Genomic DNA, 18,709 nt, shown 5'->3' on the forward strand with positions numbered 1-18,709 from the left:
CCGCCGGTAATGTTCGATTCATGAAGCTCACAGTGATCGGCTGTTCCGGGTCTCTCCCCGGGCCCGACTCTCCCGCCTCGAGCTATCTGGTCACCGCCGACGGGTTCAACCTGGTGCTGGATCTCGGTAGTGGCTCGCTCGGCGTGTTGCAGGGGTACCTCCGGGTGCCCGAGATCGGCGCGATCGGCCTGACCCACCTGCATCCCGACCACTGCATGGACCTGTGCGGCCTGTACGTCGCCGCGAAGTACTCGCCGGCCTCCCCGTTTCCGCGGATCCCGGTGTTCGGCCCGGCCGGGACCGCGCAGCGGATGGCGCTGGCCTACGACCTGCCGATGGATCCGGGGATGGAGGAGGAGCTGGAGTTCCACGCCTGGCAGGAGATCCAGCAGATCGGGCCGTTCACGGTGCGGACGACGCCGATGGTGCACCCGGTCCCGGCGTACGCGATCAGGGTTGAGCACGGCAACAAGTCGCTCGTCTACACCGGCGACACCGGCCCGAACGACGCGCTGGTGGAGCTTGCCCGCGGCGCCGATCTGCTGTTGTCCGAGGCCGCCTTGCAGGACGACGATCCACACAATCCGCCCGACCTGCACCTGACCCCGGCCGACGCCGGCGAACACGCCAAGCGGGCCGGCGTCAAGCGCCTCGTCATCACCCACGTGCCCCCGTGGTACGACCGCGACACCCAGACCACCCACGCCCGCCGGACCTTCCCCGGCGAAGTCCTCACAGCGACGCCGGGCGCGGTCTTCGAAATCTGATCAGCGAACCAGTGCTTAACGAACCTGGCCGCCGTCGAAGTAGGTGACGAGGGCCGGGTCCAGCGGGGGGATCTCGATTGGGCTTCCGTTCGAGCGGATGGAGTTGGTAGCTGCGTGGCCGGCTGCTACGGCGGCTCGGGCGGCGACGGGGGAGGTGAGGGTGGTGCCGCCGTCGCGGACGAAGCGGACGAATTCGTCGACCAGCAAGGGATCCGCGCCACCGTGCCAGCGGCCGTCGGAGCTGATCTCGACCACCTGGTCGGCGTCGGCGCGGTAACCGGAGCGGCGGCTGTTCCAGACCTTGACCACGCTGCCCTCGGTGTCGCCGAAGTTCTCCAGCCTGCCGTGGGTGCCGATGACGGTGTAGTTGCGCCAGTAGTCCGGGGTGAAGTGGCACTGCTCGTAGGAGAGGAAAACCCCGTTGTCCAGTTGGAGATTCACCATCGACAGGTCCTCGACGTCCAGTACCGGTGCGAGTCCCTTCTGCTCCAGCGGCGGCCAGTTGTCCTCCGAGACGAACTCCCCGAACCGCTGACCGGTGCGGTCCTGCCGGTCCTCGATCCCGCCGTACAGGACCAGGCCGCCCATCGCGTTGGCGCGGGTGGTGTAGCCGCCGGCCAGCCAGTGCATCACGTCGATGTCGTGGGCACCTTTCTGCAGCAGCAGGCTGGTGGTCCGGCGCCGGTCCGCGTGCCAGTCCTTGAAGTAGAAGTCGCCACCGTGCCCGACGAAGTGCCGGCACCAGATCGCCTTCACCTCGCCGATCGCGCCCGACTGGATCAGCTCGCGCATCGTCTTCACCAACGGCATGTGCCGCATGTTGTGCCCGACGTACAGCCGAGTGCCGCTCTCGTACGCCGCCTGCAGGACGCGGTCGCAGCCCTCGGTGGTGATGGCCAGCGGCTTCTCCACGAAGACGGCGACACCGGCCCGGAGGAAGTCGATCGCCGGGTCCTCGTGCAGGTCGTCGGGGGTGGTCAGGAACACCCCGTCCAGCTTGAGGTCGAGCAGGTCGCGGTGATCGGCGTGCGCCGCGGCGTCCGGGAACTGCGCGAGGGCGGCCTGCCGCTGCTTTTCGACTGGGTCGCAGACGGCGACGATTGAGCTTCCCTCGCTCGGTTTGTGGGCGTGCTGGGCCAGGCTGCTGCGGGCACCGAGTCCGACCACACCGAACCGTAGATCTGACATAGTTTCGCTTCTCCTGCACGTAGATGATTACAAAAGCCTATGTCCGAACACTTCCGGTCTACAACACCCTTCTTGATCCCGTGAAGTTGACGTGTCGGCCACCTGACCATCACCGAAGTCTCGCTCTGCGGCGTCACCATGACGGAACGTGAGCCTCCACTATGTGGCACTCGGCGACTCGACCACCGTAGGTGTCGGGGATCCGTTGAACGGCAGTACCACCGACCTATCCGGTGCCGGTGCCCGTCCGGGCCAGGGGTGGCGAGGCTGGGCCTCGCTGCTCGCGGACTCCCTGGGCAGTACCCACCGTGTGACGTTCTCCAACCACGCGACCAGCGGCGCGACCGTTTCGGTGGTCGCCAGAGATCAGCTGCCCGAGACCGGCGACGTCCCGATCGACATCGCGTCGCTCATCGTCGGCGTCAACGACACCATGCGTTCCACCTTCGACGCCGGACACATCCGCGACTGCCTGCAGTACACCGCGGAACAGCTCACCGCCCGGGGTGCGCTGTTGCTGACCGTCCGCTTCCACGACCACGGGCAGGTGTTCGGCCTGCCGAAGTGGTTACGCCGGCCGCTGTGGCAGCGGATCGAACAGGTGAACACCGTGTACGACGACCTGCACACCAAGTTCGGTGGCATCCGCCTGGACATGGCCGACTACCCGGAGGTGTATCGCCGGGACTTCTGGAGTGTCGACCGGTTGCATCCGGGCGAACGTGGTCACCGGCAGCTGGCCCGATCCTTCGCCGACGAGCTGGCGGCCCGTGGTCTCCGGATCGACGTACCGCCTGATCTGGAGTGCGCGGGGCAGGCGCCGAGCAAGTGGGCCGACGCGGTCTGGATGGTCAAGGAAGGGGTGCCCTGGCTCGGTCGGCGCGCCAGCGACCTGACTCCCTGGGCCGCCCGGATGGCCGTGTCCCAGTTCCGCCCACCGGCCAATGCGGGGGTACAGCGCATCGAGGCTTAGGGTCGTGCCTATGGCACGTATCGATGGACGTAATCCTGATCAGCTCAGGCCGGTGACTCTGACGCGGAAGTGGCTCGACCATGCGGAAGGGTCGGTGCTGGTCGAGTTCGGCCGGACCCGGGTGCTGTGTGCGGCCAGTGTCACCGAAGGCGTGCCGCGCTGGCGGAAGGGGTCCGGCCTCGGCTGGGTGAGCGCGGAGTACGCGATGCTGCCGCGGTCCACCAACACGCGCTCGGACCGTGAGTCGGTGAAGGGCCGGATCGGTGGCCGGACGCACGAGATCTCCCGGCTGATCGGCCGCTCGCTGCGCGCGGTGATCGACTACAAGGCGCTCGGCGAGAACACCATCCTGCTCGACTGCGACGTGCTCCAGGCCGACGGCGGCACCCGGACCGCGGCGATCACCGGCGCGTACGTCGCGCTCGTGGACGCCGTGTCCTACCTGCGCGGCCAGAAGGCGCTGAAAGGCGAACCGCTGACCGGTTCGGTCTCCGCGGTGTCGGTCGGGATCGTTGACGGCACCCCGATGCTCGACCTCTGCTACGAGGAGGACGTCCGGGCCGAGACCGACATGAACCTGGTGCTGACCGGCGACGGGAAGTTCATCGAGGTCCAGGGCACCGCCGAGGGCGCGCCGTTCGACCGGGCCGAGCTGGACGGCCTGCTCGAGCTCGGCATCGCCGGCTGCGCGGAACTGTCGAAGCTGCAGCAGGAAGCACTGGCATGAGCAAGGTGCTGCTTGCCTCGAACAACAAGAAGAAGCTCGAGGAGCTCCGCCGGATCCTGACCCCGATCGTGCCCGGCATCGAGGTGCTCGGCCTGGCCGACGTCGCGCCGTACGACGAACCGCCCGAGACCGAGCCGACCTTCGAGGGCAATGCGTTGCTCAAGGCAAGGGCCGCTGTGGCCGCGACCGGGCTGCCGTCGATCGCGGACGACAGCGGGATCTGCGTCGACGCGCTGAACGGTATGCCGGGTGTGCTGTCCGCCCGCTGGGCCGGCCCGGCGAAGGACAACCACGCGAACAACCTGCTGCTGCTCGGCCAGTTGGAGGACGTGCCGGACGAGCGTCGCGGTGCTGCCTTCGTCGCCGCGGTCGCCTTCTGCCGGCCTGATGCCGAGGACGAGCTGGTCCGCGGTGAGATGCGCGGCTCGGTCATCCGCGAGCTGCGCGGCACCGGCGGATTCGGGTACGACGTGCTGTTCGTGGCCGACGGCTACGACCGGACCACGGCCGAGCTGTCGATCGAGGAGAAGGACGCGATCAGCCACCGGGGCAAGTCGTTGCGGGCGATCGCCCCGATCGTCGCGAAGGCGTTGGGAGCGGCCTGATGTTGTTCGCCGGAAGTGATACGCAGGGAGTGGCCGAGGGCAAGATCACGGTCGCCTACCGGCGCTGGGCCGAGCCGCGGGTGGTGGCCGGGAGGATCTACCGGACCAACGCCGGCCGGATCGAGATCGAGAGCATCAAAGAGGTCAACCCGGACCTGATCGCCGACAACGACGCCGACCTGGACCGCGCGGACCGGAGCAACGCCAAGGACGTCCGCCGCCGGCTCCGCGGGGACGAGTCGCTGCCGACGTTCCTGATCCGCTTCCACCTGGTCGAAGGCCCGGATCCGCGCGAGGAGCTCGCGTCGAGCGCCGAGCTGACTCTCGCCGACCTCGAGGAACTGCAGGAGAAGCTCGCCCGGCTGGACGAGTTCGGCAGACAGGGGCCATGGACCGACCAGACCCTGAAGTTGATCCAGGCACACCCAGGTGTGAGGGCCGCCGATCTCGCTGCCCAACTCGAACGCGACACGGCCGGCTTCAAGATCGACGTACGGAAGCTGAAGAACCTCGGTCTCACCCACAGCCTGGAGATCGGCTACGAGCTCAGCCCGCGCGGAGCGGCGTACCTGCACTCGGTGAGCTAACGGGGCAAGAGCTAGAGGGGCAGGCCCGCCTGTAGATGGGCGAAGGCGCGGTCGATCTGCTTGAGGTAGTCCTGCATCCGGTTCGGTCCGGTCCTCGGCCATGCCGCCATCACGACGCCGACGACCGCGCCGGCCCAGGTGCGGACCTCGAAGTCGTCCGGCGATCGGCCGACGCGTTCCGCGGCCAGCATCGCCAGCAGGTCGATCCCGGCGTACAGCTGATCCATCATCTTGGCCCGCAGCTCGGGGGCGTTGAGCACCAGCCGCTGACGTTCGCTCTCCAGCCGCCACTCGTCCTCGGTCAGGGCGGCGAGGCTGTCGGTCAGGGTCGCGCGCAAGGCCTCGGTCGGCGACAGCTCGGCCGGCTGGGCCCGGAAGAGGTCCATCATCACCGGGTCCATCCGGTCGAACAGCACGGTGTCTTCCTTGGTCGGGAAGTACCGGAAGAAGGTGGCCGGCGACACGTCCGCCGCGGCGGCGATCTGCTGGACGGTCGTCTCGGTGTAGCCCTGCCGGCTGAACAGCCGCAGTGCGTGCTCCTGGATGGCCGCCCGGGTCTGAGCCTTCTTGCGTTCGCGCAGCCCGGGTGTCTTCTCCGTCGTCATGACCCGATTGTGGCAACTTCTTCTCGGCCGTTGTCGGTCGGCGCAACCGTGGCGTCCTTTGGCCTGCGGGGGAGGAAGAGGATTGCCACTGTGAGGCCGAGGAGGGCTACGCCGGCTGACGTCCACAAGGTCGCAGCCATGCCGTTGACGAAGGCGCTGCGGGCGGACTCGGCCAGTGCGGGCGAGTTCGTCTGGGCCGCGATCGCCACGGCACCCGACGCGCTGTCCCTGGCCGCGTTCGCGACGGCCGGTGGCAGTCCGGAAACGTCCAGATTGCCTCGGTACGTCGAGTTGAGCACCGTGCCGAGGATCGCGACGCCGATCGTGCCGCCGACCTGGCGCAACGCCTGGATCAGGCCCGAACCGGAGCCGCTGCGCTCCACGGTCAGGGCGCCGATGGCCAGATCCATCACCGGCGGCAGGGTGAACCCGATGCTGAGCCCGACCAGGCTGACCCACACCGCCACGAACCCGTAGCCGTCGCCGGCATCGGTGAACGCGCCGATCGTGAGTCCGGCCAGCATCAGGACGAATCCGGCCGCCACCGTCACCCGTACCCCGGCCACCTGGACGAGCCGTTCGGCCACCTTCGCCCCGACCAGCAGGCCACCGATGATCGGCAGCAACCGGAGGCCGGTGACCAGCGCGTCGGCACCCTGGACCGCCTGGAACAACTGCGGCAGCACGAACAGCAGCCCCATCAACGCGAAGGACGCGAGGGTCGCGACTACGGTGCCCCAAGTGAACCTGGCCGACCGGAACAGTGCGAGGTCGACCAGCGCGTCCGTCGTACGGGCCTGCCAGAGTACGAACAAGGCGAGCACCGCAGCGCCACCGAAGATGCTGGTCAGCGTCAGCGCATCACCCCAGTCGCGCTCGCCGGCCGCCACGAATCCGTAGGTGAGCGCGACCAGGCCGGCCCCGGACATCACGATCCCCGGTCCGTCGATCCGCCCGGATCGGTGTCCCCGGGTCGCCGGAATCAGTACGGCCACCGCGACGGCCCCGATCAGCACCAGCGGCACGTTGATCAGGAAGACCGAGCCCCACCGGTAGTGGTCGAGCAGCCAGCCGCCGAGCACCGGCCCCAACGGGATGCCGAGCGAGTTGGCCATCACCCAGATGGTCATCGCACGGGCCCGCTCGCCAGGGGCGAACAGCACGTTCAGCAGCGACATGGACAGTGGGATCAGGAAAGCCGCCCCGACGCCGAGTGCCGCGCGGGCGGCGATCAGCTGACCGGGCGTCGAGGCGAAGGCGCAGGCCGCGGAGGCGGCTCCGAAGGTGATGAGAGCGCCGAGCAGCAACCACTTTTGCCCGAATCGGTCCCCGAGCAGACCGGCCGGGAGCAGCAGCGCCGCGAGTACCAGCGTGTAGGCGTTCGCGAACCACTGCAGCTGACTGGTCGACGCGCCGAGATCAGTGGCCAGGGTCGGCAGCGCGACATTGAGCACCGTGAGGTCGAGGCCGACGACGATGAGGCTGACGGACATCGCGCCGAGCGCCCACCAGCGGCGCGGATCGAGGGTGGTGGAGGCCATGACGAACCCTTTCTGAGAGTTACTCTGAATTGAGAGTAACTCTCAGAATTTAGGTCGACAAGCCCGAGGTCTGGATCAGGGGAAGCGGGAGGCGAGGGCGACCGCGGCGCCGGCGGCGGCCAGGCTGAGGACCATGGCGAAACCGGCGAAGCGGGCGGTGATCTCCTTGTCGACGGTGTCGTAGCCGACCGAGGAACCGATGTTCTCGTACACCTCTTTGATCTCATCGGCCGACTCCGCCGTATACGACTGACCACCGGTGATCTCCGCGACCGCCTTCAAATCCGCCCGATCCGGCGGCACCCGCTGCCGGATCCCATCCATCTCGATGAACCCCGAATCAGTACCGAACGCCACCGTGTACACCGGCACCTCCTTCTCCTTGGCCGCCTGCGCCCCCTCCTGCGCGGTCCGGCCGACGGTGCGCTTACCGTCCGACATCAGTACGACCCGAGCCGGCGCGGGCTCGTCCGGGTGCTCCGGGTCCGGTGGCACCTGGGTCAACGCCTGCAGCGAGGTGAAGATCGCCTCACCGGTCGCCGTCGACTCCGCCAACTCCAACCCATCGATCGACCGCAACACCGTCGCCCGATCAATCGTCGGCGGCACCACAATGCTCGCCGTCCCCGCGAACGACACCAACGAAATGTTGAACTTCGCCGGCAAACTCGTCACGAACCGCTTCGCCGCGACCTTCACCGCCTCCAACCGGTTCGGATCCACATCCGTGGCCATCATCGACAACGACACATCGATCGTCACCACAATCGTGGCCCGCTCCCGCGGCACCTTCACCTCATCCTTCGGCTGCGCGAACGCCAGCACACACGAGCCGATCGCGAACAAGGCCAGTACGACGGCCACGTGCCGCCGCCACTGCGGCCGCCGGGGCGCCACCCGGTCCAGCAAGGCGATGTTGGTGAACCGCAGCGCGTACTGTGCGCGCCGTCGCTGCAGCACCAGGTAGAGCGCCGCGATCGCCGGTATCAGCAGCAGCAGCCAGAGCCGTCCAGGGGCCATGAACTCCACGTGCCAGAGGAGGGACTCGAACCCTCACACCCGAAGGCACCGGCACCTAAAGCCGGCGTGTCTGCCATTCCACCACTCTGGCCAGGTGGCCTGCTCCAGCTCAGGAGCAGGCCACTCCGCGCTCCATCTTAGGAGCAAGCGACGTCAGCGGCCCTGGAGGGCGTTGATGAAGACCTCCTGGAGATCAGCAGGGTTCCGGGCGACGTAGCTGCGTCCGCCGGTGGCCTGAGCCAGCCGGGCGAGTTCCGCGGAGCTTGCCTCCGGGCCGATACCGAGCGCGATGATGCGGACCGGACGGGCCGGATCGCGCAGTGCCTCCAGCGCGCGGACCGCCTGGTCGAGCGACATGCTGCCCGGGTCGTCCTGGTTGCCCTGGCCGTCGGTGAACAGCATCACGGTGTTCACAGCGGTCGGGTCGTAGCTGTCCCGGACCGTGCGGACCGCGGCGATGGCCGTGTCGTACAGACCGGTTCCGCCGCCGATCTTCGCCTGCGTTCCGCGCAGCGAGCTGACCAGATCCTTGCGCTGCGACGTGCTCAGCTTCCGGATCGGGACCAGCGACCGCCAGTCCGCCGTACCGTTCAGTTGCTGCGAGTAGATCCACAGACCGATCGCGGAGGTGTCCGGGAACAGCTTGAGACCGTTTTCGGCGGCTTCCAGCGTGAGCTGCATCCGGGTCTTGGTGCTACCCGGGACCTTCTCGTTCATCGAGCCGGACACGTCGAGGACGGCCAGCGAGTGCGCCGACAGCGACAGCGTCGCCCAGCTCTGCAGACCCTTGTCGACGGCACTGCCGGTCGGCTTGGTCAGCTGGGTGATGTCACCGACCCCACGGCCGCCGCCGAGCGCGCTGACCAGGTGGTCCCGGAACCCGGCGTCCTCGCGGGACTGGGAGCCGGCGTCGCCGAGCATCTCTTGCGCGAGCGCCTTGCCGGCCTCGGTGACGGCCTCGGTGTTCGACCGGCCGGTGACCACCATCGGGTAGTCCAGCAGCAGCGTCCCGGTGTCCGGCACGATCGCCTTCAGCTGGGCCTCCGGGTGCTCGTCCTGGTACTTGACGAAGCTCTGCTCCGAGACCGGCACGACGACGTTGCTGCTCTCCGCGGCCGCCTTGCTGAGCGGGCCGTCGGCCTCGGTGTACTGCTTGGCCATCGAGCCGAGCCGCTGGGCCAGCGGCACCAGAACGCCTGCGACCTGGGTGTTCGAGGCGGACGTCTTGGCCCGCTCGGCCTGGATCGCGAGCAGCGCGAGGGCGCCCTCGGACTGGTTCAGCGGGTCGAGCAGGGCCGGCTGGGCGCCGGCGAAGGAGGCCAGCCACGACGAGGTGTTCGCGAAGTTCTCGGACCGGCCGACCAGTACCAGCGGTGAGGTCGCGACGGACGGCACCGCGACGGACGGGATCGACTGGCCGTCGTCGGCCTTGGCCACCCAGATCGACGAGTCCGGCACCCACAGGTCGGGCCGGGTGTCGCTGCCACTGGCGACGTCCTGGGCGACCTTCGCCGACGACGCGCCGGTGATGGTGAACTGCAGGCACGGCACACCGTCGTTGCCGCCCTTCGCGGCCAGCGACTTCGCCGCCGACTCCAGCTGCGGTTGCAACTCTGGTGCGGTGCTGAGCTGGATCTGGGTCGGGTCGTCACACGACCCGCCACCACCCAGCAGGCCGTCGGCTCCATTTCCCGATCCGATCGAACGGATCACGAACACGGCGCCCAACGAGAGCACCAAGAGGCCGACCGCCGTCAGGTACACCGGACGACGGTTGCTGTTACTTCGCGTTACCGCAGAGGAATGTTTTCCCATCGCGGCAGGTCCCTCCCTCCCAGAGGCAGACTGCGCGCGCAGATTACCCGGTTTGCACTGGTCAGAGCCAAGGTTGCCGGAACTCTTGACAGTGCTGGGACCAGCTTGCAATTGAACGCTGGATGGGTATGCAGTACCGCTCATCCCCGGCGACCTGGAAAAACTCACGGAGAGTAGTAAAGCCACTCCGATCCGGTGAGATCGGAGTGTGGTCCAAATCACACTGACGGTTTGCTCAAACGACCGTTAGATGGACCGCGTCTCGTGAAACGGTCGAAGGCTGGGTCAGAGACCCAGGTCGCGCCGGAGTTTGGCTACGTGGCCGGTGGCCTTGACGTTGTACTGCGCGAGCGCGATCTTGCCGTCCGGGTCGACGACGAAGGTGGACCGGATCACGCCGGTCACCAACTTGCCGTACATGGTCTTCTCCCCGAACGCGCCGTACGCCAACAGCACCTGCTTGTCCGGGTCGCTCAGCAGCGGGAAGGTGACGCCGTCGCGGTCGCGGAACTTCTGCAGCTTGGCCGGCTTGTCGGGGGAGATCCCGAGCACGGTGTACCCGTGGGCGGCGAGCGAGTCGAGCGAGTCGCGGAAGTCGCATGCCTGCTTGGTGCACCCGGGCGTCATCGCGGCCGGGTAGAAGTAGACGATCACGTTCTTCCCACGCAGTTCCTTCAGCGACACCTCGTTGCCGTCGGCGTCGGGCAGGGTGAACTCGGGGGCCTGGTCGCCGGCCGACAGACGCTCGGACATTGTTGTGTCCCTCCGGGATCGCTCGATGTCGGACATTCTGCCGTACGCCGGGTCCCGGTGCTGAGGTGACTCCTGGGGCGTGTGTTACGCGGAAGCGATTCGCTTGTTACATGCAGGAAAACTGATCGGCGTTCCGGGTGCGAGGTCGGCCGGGAGTGGGCGAAGATGCGCAGATGAGCCGCTCATCGATACGTCCTGGTGGCGACCGACTGTTCGACCGGTACCTCGATCCGCGCCGGCCGCACGCCGAGGCGTACGACGAGATGTTCGACCCGGTCGAAGGGGTCCGGCCCGCGTACCGGCGGCTGCACGAGTCGCTCATGCCGCTGCAGCCGGGAGATCTCACCACCCGGTCGGACGCACTCGACCGGGCCCTGGTCGACCAGGGCATCACTTTCAGCCTGTCGGGACAGGAGCGGCCGTTCCCGCTCGATCTGGTCCCGCGGGTGATCACCGCGAGCGAGTGGTCCCGGCTGGAGCGCGGGATCGTGCAGCGGGTGCGCGCGCTCGAGGCGTTCCTCGCCGATGTCTACGGACCCCAGCAGATCGTCGCCGACGGGGTGCTGCCGCGCCGGCTGATCACCTCGTGCGAGCACTTCCACCGTCAGGCCGCCGGACTCGCGCCACCGAACGGCGTACGGATCCATGTCGCCGGGATCGACGTGGTGCGGGACGAGCAGGGCGACTTCCGGGTGCTCGAGGACAACCTGCGCAGCCCGTCCGGGGTGTCGTACGTGATGGAGAACCGCCGGACGATGGCCCGGGTGTTCCCCGACCTGTTCATGAAGCACCGGGTCCGCGCGGTCGACAACTACGCGGTCCACCTGCTGCGCGCGCTCCGGGCCGCCGCCCCACCGGGGACCACCGATCCGAACGTGGTCGTGCTCACCCCGGGCGTCTACAACTCCGCCTACTTCGAGCACTCGCTGCTGGCCCGGCAGATGGGCGTGGAGCTGGTCGAGGGGCGGGACCTGTTCGCCCGGAACAACATGATCTACCTGCGCACCACCGAGGGTGAGCAGCGAGTCGACGTGATCTACCGGCGGATCGACGACGAGTTCCTCGACCCCGTCCAGTTCGAGCCGGACTCGGTGCTCGGGGTCGCGGGCCTGGTGAACGCGGCGCGGGCCGGCAACGTGGTGGTCGCCAACGCGGTCGGCAACGGTGTCGGCGACGACAAGCTCATCTACACCTACCTGCCGGAGATCCTGAAGTACTACCTCGGCGAGACGCCACTGCTGCCGAACGTCGACACCTACCGCTGCTGGCTGCCGTCCGAACAGGCGGAGGTGCTCGACCGGCTGGACGAGCTGGTCACCAAACCGGTCGAGGGTTCGGGCGGCTACGGCATCGTGTTCGGGCCGGACGCCTCGGCCAAGGAGCTGGCCGCCCAGCGCCGCCGGATCCGGAGCAACCCGCGTGGGTGGATCGCACAGCCCGTAGTACAGCTGTCGACCGTGCCGACCAAGGTCGGGGAGCGGTTGCAGCCCAGGCACGTGGACCTGCGGCCGTTCGCGGTGAACGACGGCGAGTCGGTGTTCGTCCTGCCCGGCGGGCTGACCCGGGTCGCGATCCCGGAGGGCAGCCTGATCGTGAACTCGTCCCAGGGCGGCGGTTCCAAGGACACCTGGGTGCTGGCCGGCCGCGCCTCCGACGAGGACGCGGAACTCCGCGGCAGCGGACTGGCCGCGCGGCCGAGATCCGACGGCGCGACCACGCCGGAGCGCGGTCCGGAACTGAACATCGCCCAACAGCAGCAGCAACAGTGATGGGGAGGTGCTGACGATGCTCGCACGCAACGCCGAATCGCTGTACTGGATCGGCCGGTACGTCGAACGCGCGGACGACACCGCACGGATCCTCGACGTATCGGTTCATCAACTGCTCGAGGACGCCACCGTCGACGCGGACACGGCCAGCCGCACGCTGCTCGCCGTACTCGGCATCACCCCACCCGAAGGCATCACGCTGGACGTGTGGACGCTGACCGAGCTGGTCGCGATGTCGCCGGAGACGGGTTCGATCGTCTCCTCGATCCACAGCGCGCGGGAGAACACCCGGGTCGCCCGTGAAGTGGTGTCCAGCGAGCTGTGGCACTGCATCAACTCGATGTGGAACGCGGTCCCCGAACGCCAGCGCGCCGTTCGCCGGGTCGGGCCGCACGAGTTCTTCACCTTCGTCGAGGACCGGGCGGCGACGTTCGCCGGGCTGGCGGACTCCACCATGAGCCGGGACGACGGCTGGCGTTTCCTGGTGCTCGGCCGGTCCATCGAGCGGGTCGACATGATCGTCCGGATGCTGATGTCCCGGGTGGGTGACAAGCCGACCTCGCCCGGCTGGGTGACCGTACTGCGCTCAGCCGGTGCCCACGACACGTATCTGCGGACCTATCGGGGTGCGCTCGACGCGTCCCGGGTCGTGCAGTTCCTGTTGATGGACAGGTTGTTCCCGCGGTCGGTGTTCCACGCGCTGAGCAAGGCCGAGTCCTGTCTGGAGGAGCTCGAACGGGGTCCGTCCGCACGGATCGGTGCCAGTGCCGAGGCGTCCCGGTTGCTCGGTAAGGCGCGGAGCGACCTGGAGTTCCTCCGGCCCGCCGATCTGCTGGACGATCTCACCGGCCGGCTCCAAGGGCTGCAGACGACAGTGCGAGATGTCGGTGAGGCTCTGTCCCGGCAGTACTTCCACGCAGTGCCCTGGATCGAGTGGAACAACGCGGAGGTGAACCTGTGACTGAGCCTCTTAACTGGCGCCTCCGGGTGGTGCACACCACCGGCTACCGCTATGCGACGGCGGTCACCCAGTCGTACAACGAGGCCCGGTTGACCCCGCGGTCCGACGACCGCCAGAACCTGATGGTCGCGCGGCTGGAGACCGTCCCGACCGCCCGGGTCAACCGGTACACGGACTACTGGGGTACCGAGGTCAACACCTTCGACCTGCACACCCCGCACACCGAACTGAAGGTCACCGCCGCCTCCGTGGTGGAGACGGCCGCCGAGACGGTGCCGGCCGAGATCGCGACCTGGGCTGAGGTCCGTTCGGCCGAAGCGGTCGACCGGCACGCCGAGTTCCTGGAGTGGACCACGTACGTACCGAAGCACCGGGAGCTCTCCGCGGTCGCCCGATCGCTGCGGAAGGGGCGGACGCCCGACGAGACCGTGCTGGCCGTGTCCAAGTGGGTCCACGACACGCTGAAGTACCAGCGCGGCACCACGGGCGTGCACTCGTCGGCAGTGGACGCCTGGCAGGCCCGGGAAGGTGTCTGTCAGGACTACGCACACCTGACCCTCACCCTGCTCCGTGCGGTCGGCATCCCCAGCCGCTACGTTTCCGGCTACCTCCACACCAAGCCGAATGCCGCCGTCGGCGAGACGGTCGTCGGTGAGAGCCATGCCTGGATCGAGGCCTGGACCGGCAGTTGGTGGGGCTTCGACCCGACCAACGACATCCCGATCGGCCATCGCCATGTCTGGGTGGCCACCGGTCGCGACTATGCAGATGTCTCTCCGCTGAAGGGCATCTACTCGGGCGGAGCCGCCACGGCGATAGAGGTCACCGTGAACATGACACGCCTGGCCTGATCGAGTCTGATTGAGTTGGCTCATGCGGGCTATGACAGTGGTGCCGGGCAAGGCCGACTCGGCGGCCGTCACCGAGGTCGCGGAACCACCGGAGTCCGACGGGTCCGTACTGGTCGAGGGTGTGCTGGTGGGGATCTGCGGTACCGATGTCGAGATCGTTTCCGGTGCCTTTGGACGCTCAGCTGACGCGACTCGGATGGTGCTTGGGCACGAGTCGCTCGGGCGGGTGATCGAGGGGCCGGCCGGTTCCGGGTTGAATCCCGGGGATCTCGTTGCGGGCATCGTGCGCCGGCCTGACCCTGTGCCCTGTCCTGCGTGTGCCCGGGGGGAGTTTGACTTCTGCCGCAACGGTTTGTACTCCGAGCGCGGGATCAACGGCGTGGACGGATACGGCTCCGAACGCTGGCGAGTCGACCCGTACTATGCCGTACCGGTCCCGCCGGAGCTCGGCCGCCTCGGTGTCCTGGTGGAGCCGGCCAGCATCCTCACCAAGGCGTGGGACCAGGTCGACCAGGTCGGCGCGCGCTCCTGGTACGAGCCGAAGCACGTGCTCGTCACCGGGGCCGGTCCGATCGGGCTGCTGGCCGCGTTGATCGCCGCACAACGCGGGTACGCCGTGCACGTGCTCGACCGGTCGGATCAAGGACCGAAGCCGGCGCTCGTACGGGATCTCGGTGGTGAGTTCCTCACCGAGCTGGCCGATCTCAAAGCTGCCCCGGATGTCGTGATCGAGGCGACCGGCGTCGGTCAGGTCGTGGTGGCCTGCGCGGAACTCCTGCCGCCCGCCGGTGTCTTGTGCCTCACCGGGATCTCGCCCAGCCCGGACAGTATCGACGTACAGATGGATGCGCTGACCAGGCAGTTGGTGATTCGCAACGCGGCCCTGGTCGGCTCGGTGAACGCGGCCAAGCGGCACTACGCGGACGCCGTCGACGTCCTGCTGGCGGCGGACCGGAGCTGGCTCGACCGGCTGATCACCCGGACTGTTCCGCTGGCGGACTGGCCGGCCGGGCTGGTCAAGGAACCCGACGACATCAAGGTGGTCGTGGACCTGCGGGCGTGACCTGCAAGGATGTACGAAGGGGAACGTCGAGAGGAGGTCTGGCAAGTGTCGGACACGCAGGCTCGGACCGCCGAGCAGATCGAGGCGGACATCGCCGCCACCCGGGCGCGGCTGGCCTCCACCGTGGACGAGCTGGTCGACCGCGCGCACCCGAAGAACGTCGCGAAGCGGCAGGTCGAACAGGCCAGGGCGCAGGTCTTCGACGAGACCGGCGCGCTGCGCACCCAGAAGCTGGTCGCGATCGGCGGCGCGGCCGTCGGCGTACTGGCCGTGCTGCTGCTGATCCGGCGGCTGGTGGGTCGCCGGTGACCTCTCGCAAACGTCTCTCCGACGACAAGCTGCCGATCCGGATGCTGCACGACCGGGTGCTGGTCGCGCTCGACCGGGAGTCCGGCGAGCGGAAGTCGTCGGCCGGCATCCTGATCCCGGCCACCGCGCAGATGGGCCGCCGGCTGGCCTGGGCGAAGGTGGTCGCGATCGGCGCCAACGTGCGCACGGTCGAGGTGGACGACCGGGTGCTGTTCGACCCCGAGGACCGGGCCGAGGTCGAGGTCCGCGGCGACGACTACATCCTGCTGCGCGAACGCGACCTGCACGCCGTCGCCGCCAAGCGGGTGGAGGACGGTCAGACAGGCCTGTACTTGTAAATGCTCTTGCACTGAATAGCACGGTCGTGCTCTTATGAAGAGGTGAGTAAGGGCGAGGAGACCCGGGCCGCGGTGCTCGACCTGGCCGCGCGGCAGGTCAGCGTCGGCGGGCTGAACGCGCTGACCATCGGGGTGCTCGCCGACCAGGCGCGGCTGTCGAAGAGCGGCCTGTTCGCCCACTTCAAGTCCAAGGAACAGCTGCAGCTCGCCGTGATCGACCGGTTCGCCGAACTGTTCGCCGAGCGGGTGATCCGGCCGGCGCTCAAGGCGCCGCGGGGCGAGGCGCGGCTGCGCGAGCTGTTCGACCGCAAGCTGCGCTGGGGTTCCGGCGATCTCGCGCTGCCCGGCGGCTGCTTCTTCTACGGCGTTTCCGCCGAATTGGACGATGCCGAGCCCGGTCCGGTCCGGGATCGGTTCCTGCAGGCATTCCGGGACTACATCGACACCATCGCGACCGTCTTCCGGACCGGGATCACCGAGGGCGAGTTCCGCCCGGATGCGGACCCGGAGCAATACGCCTTCGACATCCAGGGCGTCCTGATGGCGCATCACCATGCCAGCCGGCTGATGGGTGACCCCAAGGCCGACGACCGGGCGTGGGCGTCCTTCGAAGCGCTCGTGCGAGCGGCTCGGATCTGAGATCTCGACTGAGGAGAGTAGTTCTCGTGGCGGCAAAGAAAAGCACGAACGTTCGCTTCTTGACGGCAGCCTTCCAGAGCCTCGAGGTGGTGGCACCCGGGGTCGGCAGTTGGTGGGTGGATCGGCTTTGGTTTCGGTTGCCGACGGTTTCCGAGAAGGCCCGCCGGCTTCGGGTCGAGCTCCCGCCGGGTACGCCGATCGAGGTGCCGTTCGAGGACGGCGTGATCCGCGGCACGGCGTACGGGGATGGGCCGACCGTGTACCTCGTCCATGGCTGGGGTGGTTGGGGTCTGCAACTCGCGGCCCTGATTCCGCCGTTGGTCGCCGAGGGTTTCCGTGTTGTCGCGTACGACGCGCCGAGTCATGGCGACTCCGAGCCGGGGCGGGAGGGGCGCGGTCGCGGGACGATGCCGGAGCTGGGTGACGCGGTGCAGGCCGTGATCGGTGCGCAGGGCGAGGCGTACGGGATCGTCGCGCACTCGCTCGGCGCTCCCGCGGTCATCTACGCCCTGGACAAAGGGCTGGCCGTCGAGCGGCTGGTCTTCGTCGCCAGCCCGACGGACTTCACTCAGACGCTGGACCAGTTCCAGCAGGCACTCGGGTTCGGGCCGCGGATCCGGGCGGGATTCCTGCGCCGGTTCGCCCGCCGGTTCGGGCCGATGGAGGACTTCGAGGCGATCTCGGCGGTCGGCCGGCTGCTCGACGAGCGCGACCTCCCCGAGTTGTTGCTGATCCACGACAAGTCGGACCGCGAGACGGCGTACGAGGGGTCGATCGCCATCGCCGCGGTCTGGCCGGGTGCGTGCATCGAGCTAACCGAGGGCCTCGGTCATCGCCGGGTGCTGGCCGACCCCGAGGTGGTCGCCTCGGTTCGCCGGCATCTCGTGGACCGAGCGCCGGGTGACGAGGGGGAGTTGGCACAGGGGACAATGCGGGGGTGATCTTCTCCACTTCCAGTCGCCTGCCGGATTTCCCTTGGGACAAGCTCGCCCCGTTCAAGCAGAAGGCGGCCGCGCATCCCGACGGCATCGTCGACCTGTCGATCGGCAGCCCGGTCGACCCGGTGCCGGACGTGATCAAGCAGGCGCTCGCGGATGCGGCCGACGCACCGGCGTACCCGACGACCATCGGTACGTCGACCGCGCGGCAGGCCGTGGTCGACTGGCTGGCCCGTCGCATCGACGTACCAGGGGTGGATCCGCAGACCGGTGTGCTTCCGGTGATCGGCACCAAGGAACTGATCATGCTGCTGCCGACACTGCTCGGTGTCGGCGCGGGCGACACGGTGCTGATTCCCGATCTCGCGTACCCGACGTACGAGGCCGGCGCCGCACTGGCCCGTGCGACGAGTGTCCCGGTCGCCGACGTCACGCAGTACGACGGTCCGGTGCGGGTCGCATACCTGAACTCGCCGCGCAACCCGTCGGGGCAGATCACGTCCGCGGCCGAGCTGCGGGCCGCGGTGGAGTGGGCCCGGGCGAACGACGTGCTGCTGGTGAGCGACGAGTGCTACATCGAGTTCGGCTGGGACGAGCGGCCTGTGACGGTGCTGCACCCGGACGTGTGTGGTGGCAGCTTCGACAACCTGCTCGCGGTGCACTCGCTGTCGAAGCGGTCCAACCTGGCGGGGTACCGCGCGGGATTCGTGGCGGGGGACGAGCGGGTCGTCGCGGAGTTGCTGGCGGTTCGCAAGCATGCGGGATTGATGGTGCCGTCGCCGATCCAGGCCGCGATGGCGGTCGCGTTCGGGGACGACGCGCACGTGGAGGTGCAGCGGGAGCGGTATATCCGCCGACGCGCGGTACTGCGGGACGCGCTCACCGATGCGGGCTGGCGGATCACTTTGTCGGAGGGCGGGCTGTACTTGTGGGCCGAGCATCCGTCGTACGACGCGTACGGGTCTGTTGCGGAACTGGCTGATCGGGGCATCCTGGTTGCGCCGGGCGCGTTCTACGGCACGGCGGGGGAACGGCACGTGCGGGTGGCGCTGACGGGGACGGACGAGCGGGTGGATGCTGCGGTGAAGAGACTGCAGGAGTAAGCGAACCTCCTGACCGTGTGTGACGTCTTCCTAGGTGTGGGACCTCTATAGAGGTGGGGAGCCGATCGGCTCCGCTGGGGAGGGGAAGACGATGGGACGCTTCACGACGACCGCGGCGCTGGTACTGGCCGCTGCACTGATCCCAACGGCAGCGGCC

At 68.3% G+C, this 18,709-nt stretch carries 20 protein-coding genes and 1 tRNA gene; 14 read left to right on the plus strand and 7 right to left on the minus strand.

Features of this window, described 5'->3' with window-relative positions:
* Window positions 1-20 precede the first annotated feature (20 nt).
* Window positions 21-767: an MBL fold metallo-hydrolase gene (locus EV643_RS22865; protein WP_133802158.1), complete on the plus strand. Its 747-nt coding sequence runs from the start codon at window positions 21-23 to the stop codon at window positions 765-767.
* A 15-nt stretch (window positions 768-782) separates the two neighbouring features.
* Here the strand turns inward: EV643_RS22865 and EV643_RS22870 are convergent, their stop codons facing one another.
* The gene (locus tag EV643_RS22870; protein ID WP_133802159.1) at window positions 783-1,955 is read right to left on the minus strand and encodes a Gfo/Idh/MocA family protein; all 1,173 of its coding nucleotides are present in this window, start codon (window positions 1,953-1,955) and stop codon (window positions 783-785) included.
* A gap of 148 nt (window positions 1,956-2,103) precedes the next feature.
* On the opposite strand from EV643_RS22870, the gene EV643_RS22875 reads away from it, so the two are divergent.
* From EV643_RS22875 to EV643_RS22890, 4 genes are read left to right on the plus strand one after another with little or no spacing between them, the layout of a single operon-like run.
* Window positions 2,104-2,928, plus strand: coding sequence for an SGNH/GDSL hydrolase family protein (locus EV643_RS22875; RefSeq protein WP_133802160.1), 825 nt, complete (start codon window positions 2,104-2,106; stop codon window positions 2,926-2,928).
* A 10-nt stretch (window positions 2,929-2,938) separates the two neighbouring features.
* Complete coding sequence (gene rph / locus EV643_RS22880) at window positions 2,939-3,655, plus strand: ribonuclease PH (RefSeq protein ID WP_133802161.1); 717 nt, start codon at window positions 2,939-2,941, stop codon at window positions 3,653-3,655.
* Window positions 3,652-4,260: an RdgB/HAM1 family non-canonical purine NTP pyrophosphatase gene (gene rdgB, locus EV643_RS22885; RefSeq protein ID WP_133802162.1), complete on the plus strand. Its 609-nt coding sequence runs from the start codon at window positions 3,652-3,654 to the stop codon at window positions 4,258-4,260. The genes rph and rdgB overlap by 4 nt, the downstream gene beginning before the upstream one ends.
* The gene (locus tag EV643_RS22890; protein WP_133802163.1) at window positions 4,260-4,847 is read left to right on the plus strand and encodes a hypothetical protein; all 588 of its coding nucleotides are present in this window, start codon (window positions 4,260-4,262) and stop codon (window positions 4,845-4,847) included. Before rdgB ends, EV643_RS22890 begins: the two co-directional genes overlap by 1 nt.
* A gap of 11 nt (window positions 4,848-4,858) precedes the next feature.
* Here the strand turns inward: EV643_RS22890 and EV643_RS22895 are convergent, their stop codons facing one another.
* The 6 genes from EV643_RS22895 to bcp all read right to left on the minus strand — a co-directional run bounded on the left by EV643_RS22895 (window position 4,859) and on the right by bcp (window position 10,581).
* Window positions 4,859-5,452 carry an acyl-CoA-like ligand-binding transcription factor gene (locus tag EV643_RS22895; RefSeq protein ID WP_133802164.1) on the minus strand — a complete coding sequence of 198 codons (594 nt, stop codon included), beginning with the start codon at window positions 5,450-5,452 and terminating at the stop codon, window positions 4,859-4,861.
* Window positions 5,449-6,993 carry a DHA2 family efflux MFS transporter permease subunit gene (locus tag EV643_RS22900; protein ID WP_166665539.1) on the minus strand — a complete coding sequence of 515 codons (1,545 nt, stop codon included), beginning with the start codon at window positions 6,991-6,993 and terminating at the stop codon, window positions 5,449-5,451. The genes EV643_RS22895 and EV643_RS22900 overlap by 4 nt, the downstream gene beginning before the upstream one ends.
* A gap of 75 nt (window positions 6,994-7,068) precedes the next feature.
* A complete protein-coding gene (locus tag EV643_RS22905; protein WP_133802165.1) occupies window positions 7,069-8,013 on the minus strand; it encodes a VWA domain-containing protein in 945 nt (314 codons plus the stop codon).
* 10 nt (window positions 8,014-8,023) lie between these two features.
* Window positions 8,024-8,104 (minus strand) — tRNA-Leu (locus tag EV643_RS22910).
* A gap of 62 nt (window positions 8,105-8,166) precedes the next feature.
* Window positions 8,167-9,777 carry a substrate-binding domain-containing protein gene (locus tag EV643_RS22915; RefSeq protein WP_238165731.1) on the minus strand — a complete coding sequence of 537 codons (1,611 nt, stop codon included), beginning with the start codon at window positions 9,775-9,777 and terminating at the stop codon, window positions 8,167-8,169.
* Between the two features lie 336 nt (window positions 9,778-10,113).
* Window positions 10,114-10,581, minus strand: a complete 468-nt coding sequence (gene bcp / locus EV643_RS22920) for a thioredoxin-dependent thiol peroxidase (RefSeq protein ID WP_133802167.1) — start codon at window positions 10,579-10,581, stop codon at window positions 10,114-10,116.
* 173 nt (window positions 10,582-10,754) lie between these two features.
* Here bcp and EV643_RS22925 point away from each other — a divergent pair, with 173 nt between their 5' ends.
* From EV643_RS22925 to dapC, 9 genes are read left to right on the plus strand one after another with little or no spacing between them, the layout of a single operon-like run.
* The gene (locus EV643_RS22925) at window positions 10,755-12,350 is read left to right on the plus strand and encodes a circularly permuted type 2 ATP-grasp protein (protein ID WP_133802168.1); all 1,596 of its coding nucleotides are present in this window, start codon (window positions 10,755-10,757) and stop codon (window positions 12,348-12,350) included.
* A 16-nt stretch (window positions 12,351-12,366) separates the two neighbouring features.
* Complete coding sequence (locus tag EV643_RS22930) at window positions 12,367-13,311, plus strand: alpha-E domain-containing protein (protein WP_133802169.1); 945 nt, start codon at window positions 12,367-12,369, stop codon at window positions 13,309-13,311.
* Window positions 13,308-14,162 (plus strand): transglutaminase family protein, encoded by an 855-nt coding sequence (locus tag EV643_RS22935; protein ID WP_202869711.1) that lies wholly within the window; start codon window positions 13,308-13,310, stop codon window positions 14,160-14,162. The genes EV643_RS22930 and EV643_RS22935 overlap by 4 nt, the downstream gene beginning before the upstream one ends.
* Before the next feature lie 22 nt (window positions 14,163-14,184).
* Window positions 14,185-15,225: a glucose 1-dehydrogenase gene (locus EV643_RS22940; protein ID WP_133802170.1), complete on the plus strand. Its 1,041-nt coding sequence runs from the start codon at window positions 14,185-14,187 to the stop codon at window positions 15,223-15,225.
* A gap of 45 nt (window positions 15,226-15,270) precedes the next feature.
* On the plus strand, window positions 15,271-15,534 hold the full coding sequence (locus tag EV643_RS22945) for a DUF3618 domain-containing protein (protein ID WP_238165732.1): 264 nt from the start codon (window positions 15,271-15,273) through the stop codon (window positions 15,532-15,534).
* Window positions 15,531-15,872 (plus strand): GroES family chaperonin, encoded by a 342-nt coding sequence (locus EV643_RS22950; protein ID WP_255513032.1) that lies wholly within the window; start codon window positions 15,531-15,533, stop codon window positions 15,870-15,872. Before EV643_RS22945 ends, EV643_RS22950 begins: the two co-directional genes overlap by 4 nt.
* 42 nt (window positions 15,873-15,914) lie before the next feature.
* The gene (locus EV643_RS22955) at window positions 15,915-16,511 is read left to right on the plus strand and encodes a TetR/AcrR family transcriptional regulator (RefSeq protein WP_133802172.1); all 597 of its coding nucleotides are present in this window, start codon (window positions 15,915-15,917) and stop codon (window positions 16,509-16,511) included.
* Window positions 16,512-16,537: 26 nt separating this feature from the next.
* Window positions 16,538-17,452 carry an alpha/beta fold hydrolase gene (locus EV643_RS22960; RefSeq protein ID WP_133802173.1) on the plus strand — a complete coding sequence of 305 codons (915 nt, stop codon included), beginning with the start codon at window positions 16,538-16,540 and terminating at the stop codon, window positions 17,450-17,452.
* The gene (dapC, locus tag EV643_RS22965) at window positions 17,452-18,552 is read left to right on the plus strand and encodes a succinyldiaminopimelate transaminase (RefSeq protein WP_238165749.1); all 1,101 of its coding nucleotides are present in this window, start codon (window positions 17,452-17,454) and stop codon (window positions 18,550-18,552) included. Before EV643_RS22960 ends, dapC begins: the two co-directional genes overlap by 1 nt.
* Window positions 18,553-18,709: the final 157 nt, after the last annotated feature.

This window comes from Kribbella caucasensis (assembly GCF_004361855.1).
Lineage (GTDB): Bacteria > Actinomycetota > Actinomycetes > Propionibacteriales > Kribbellaceae > Kribbella > Kribbella caucasensis.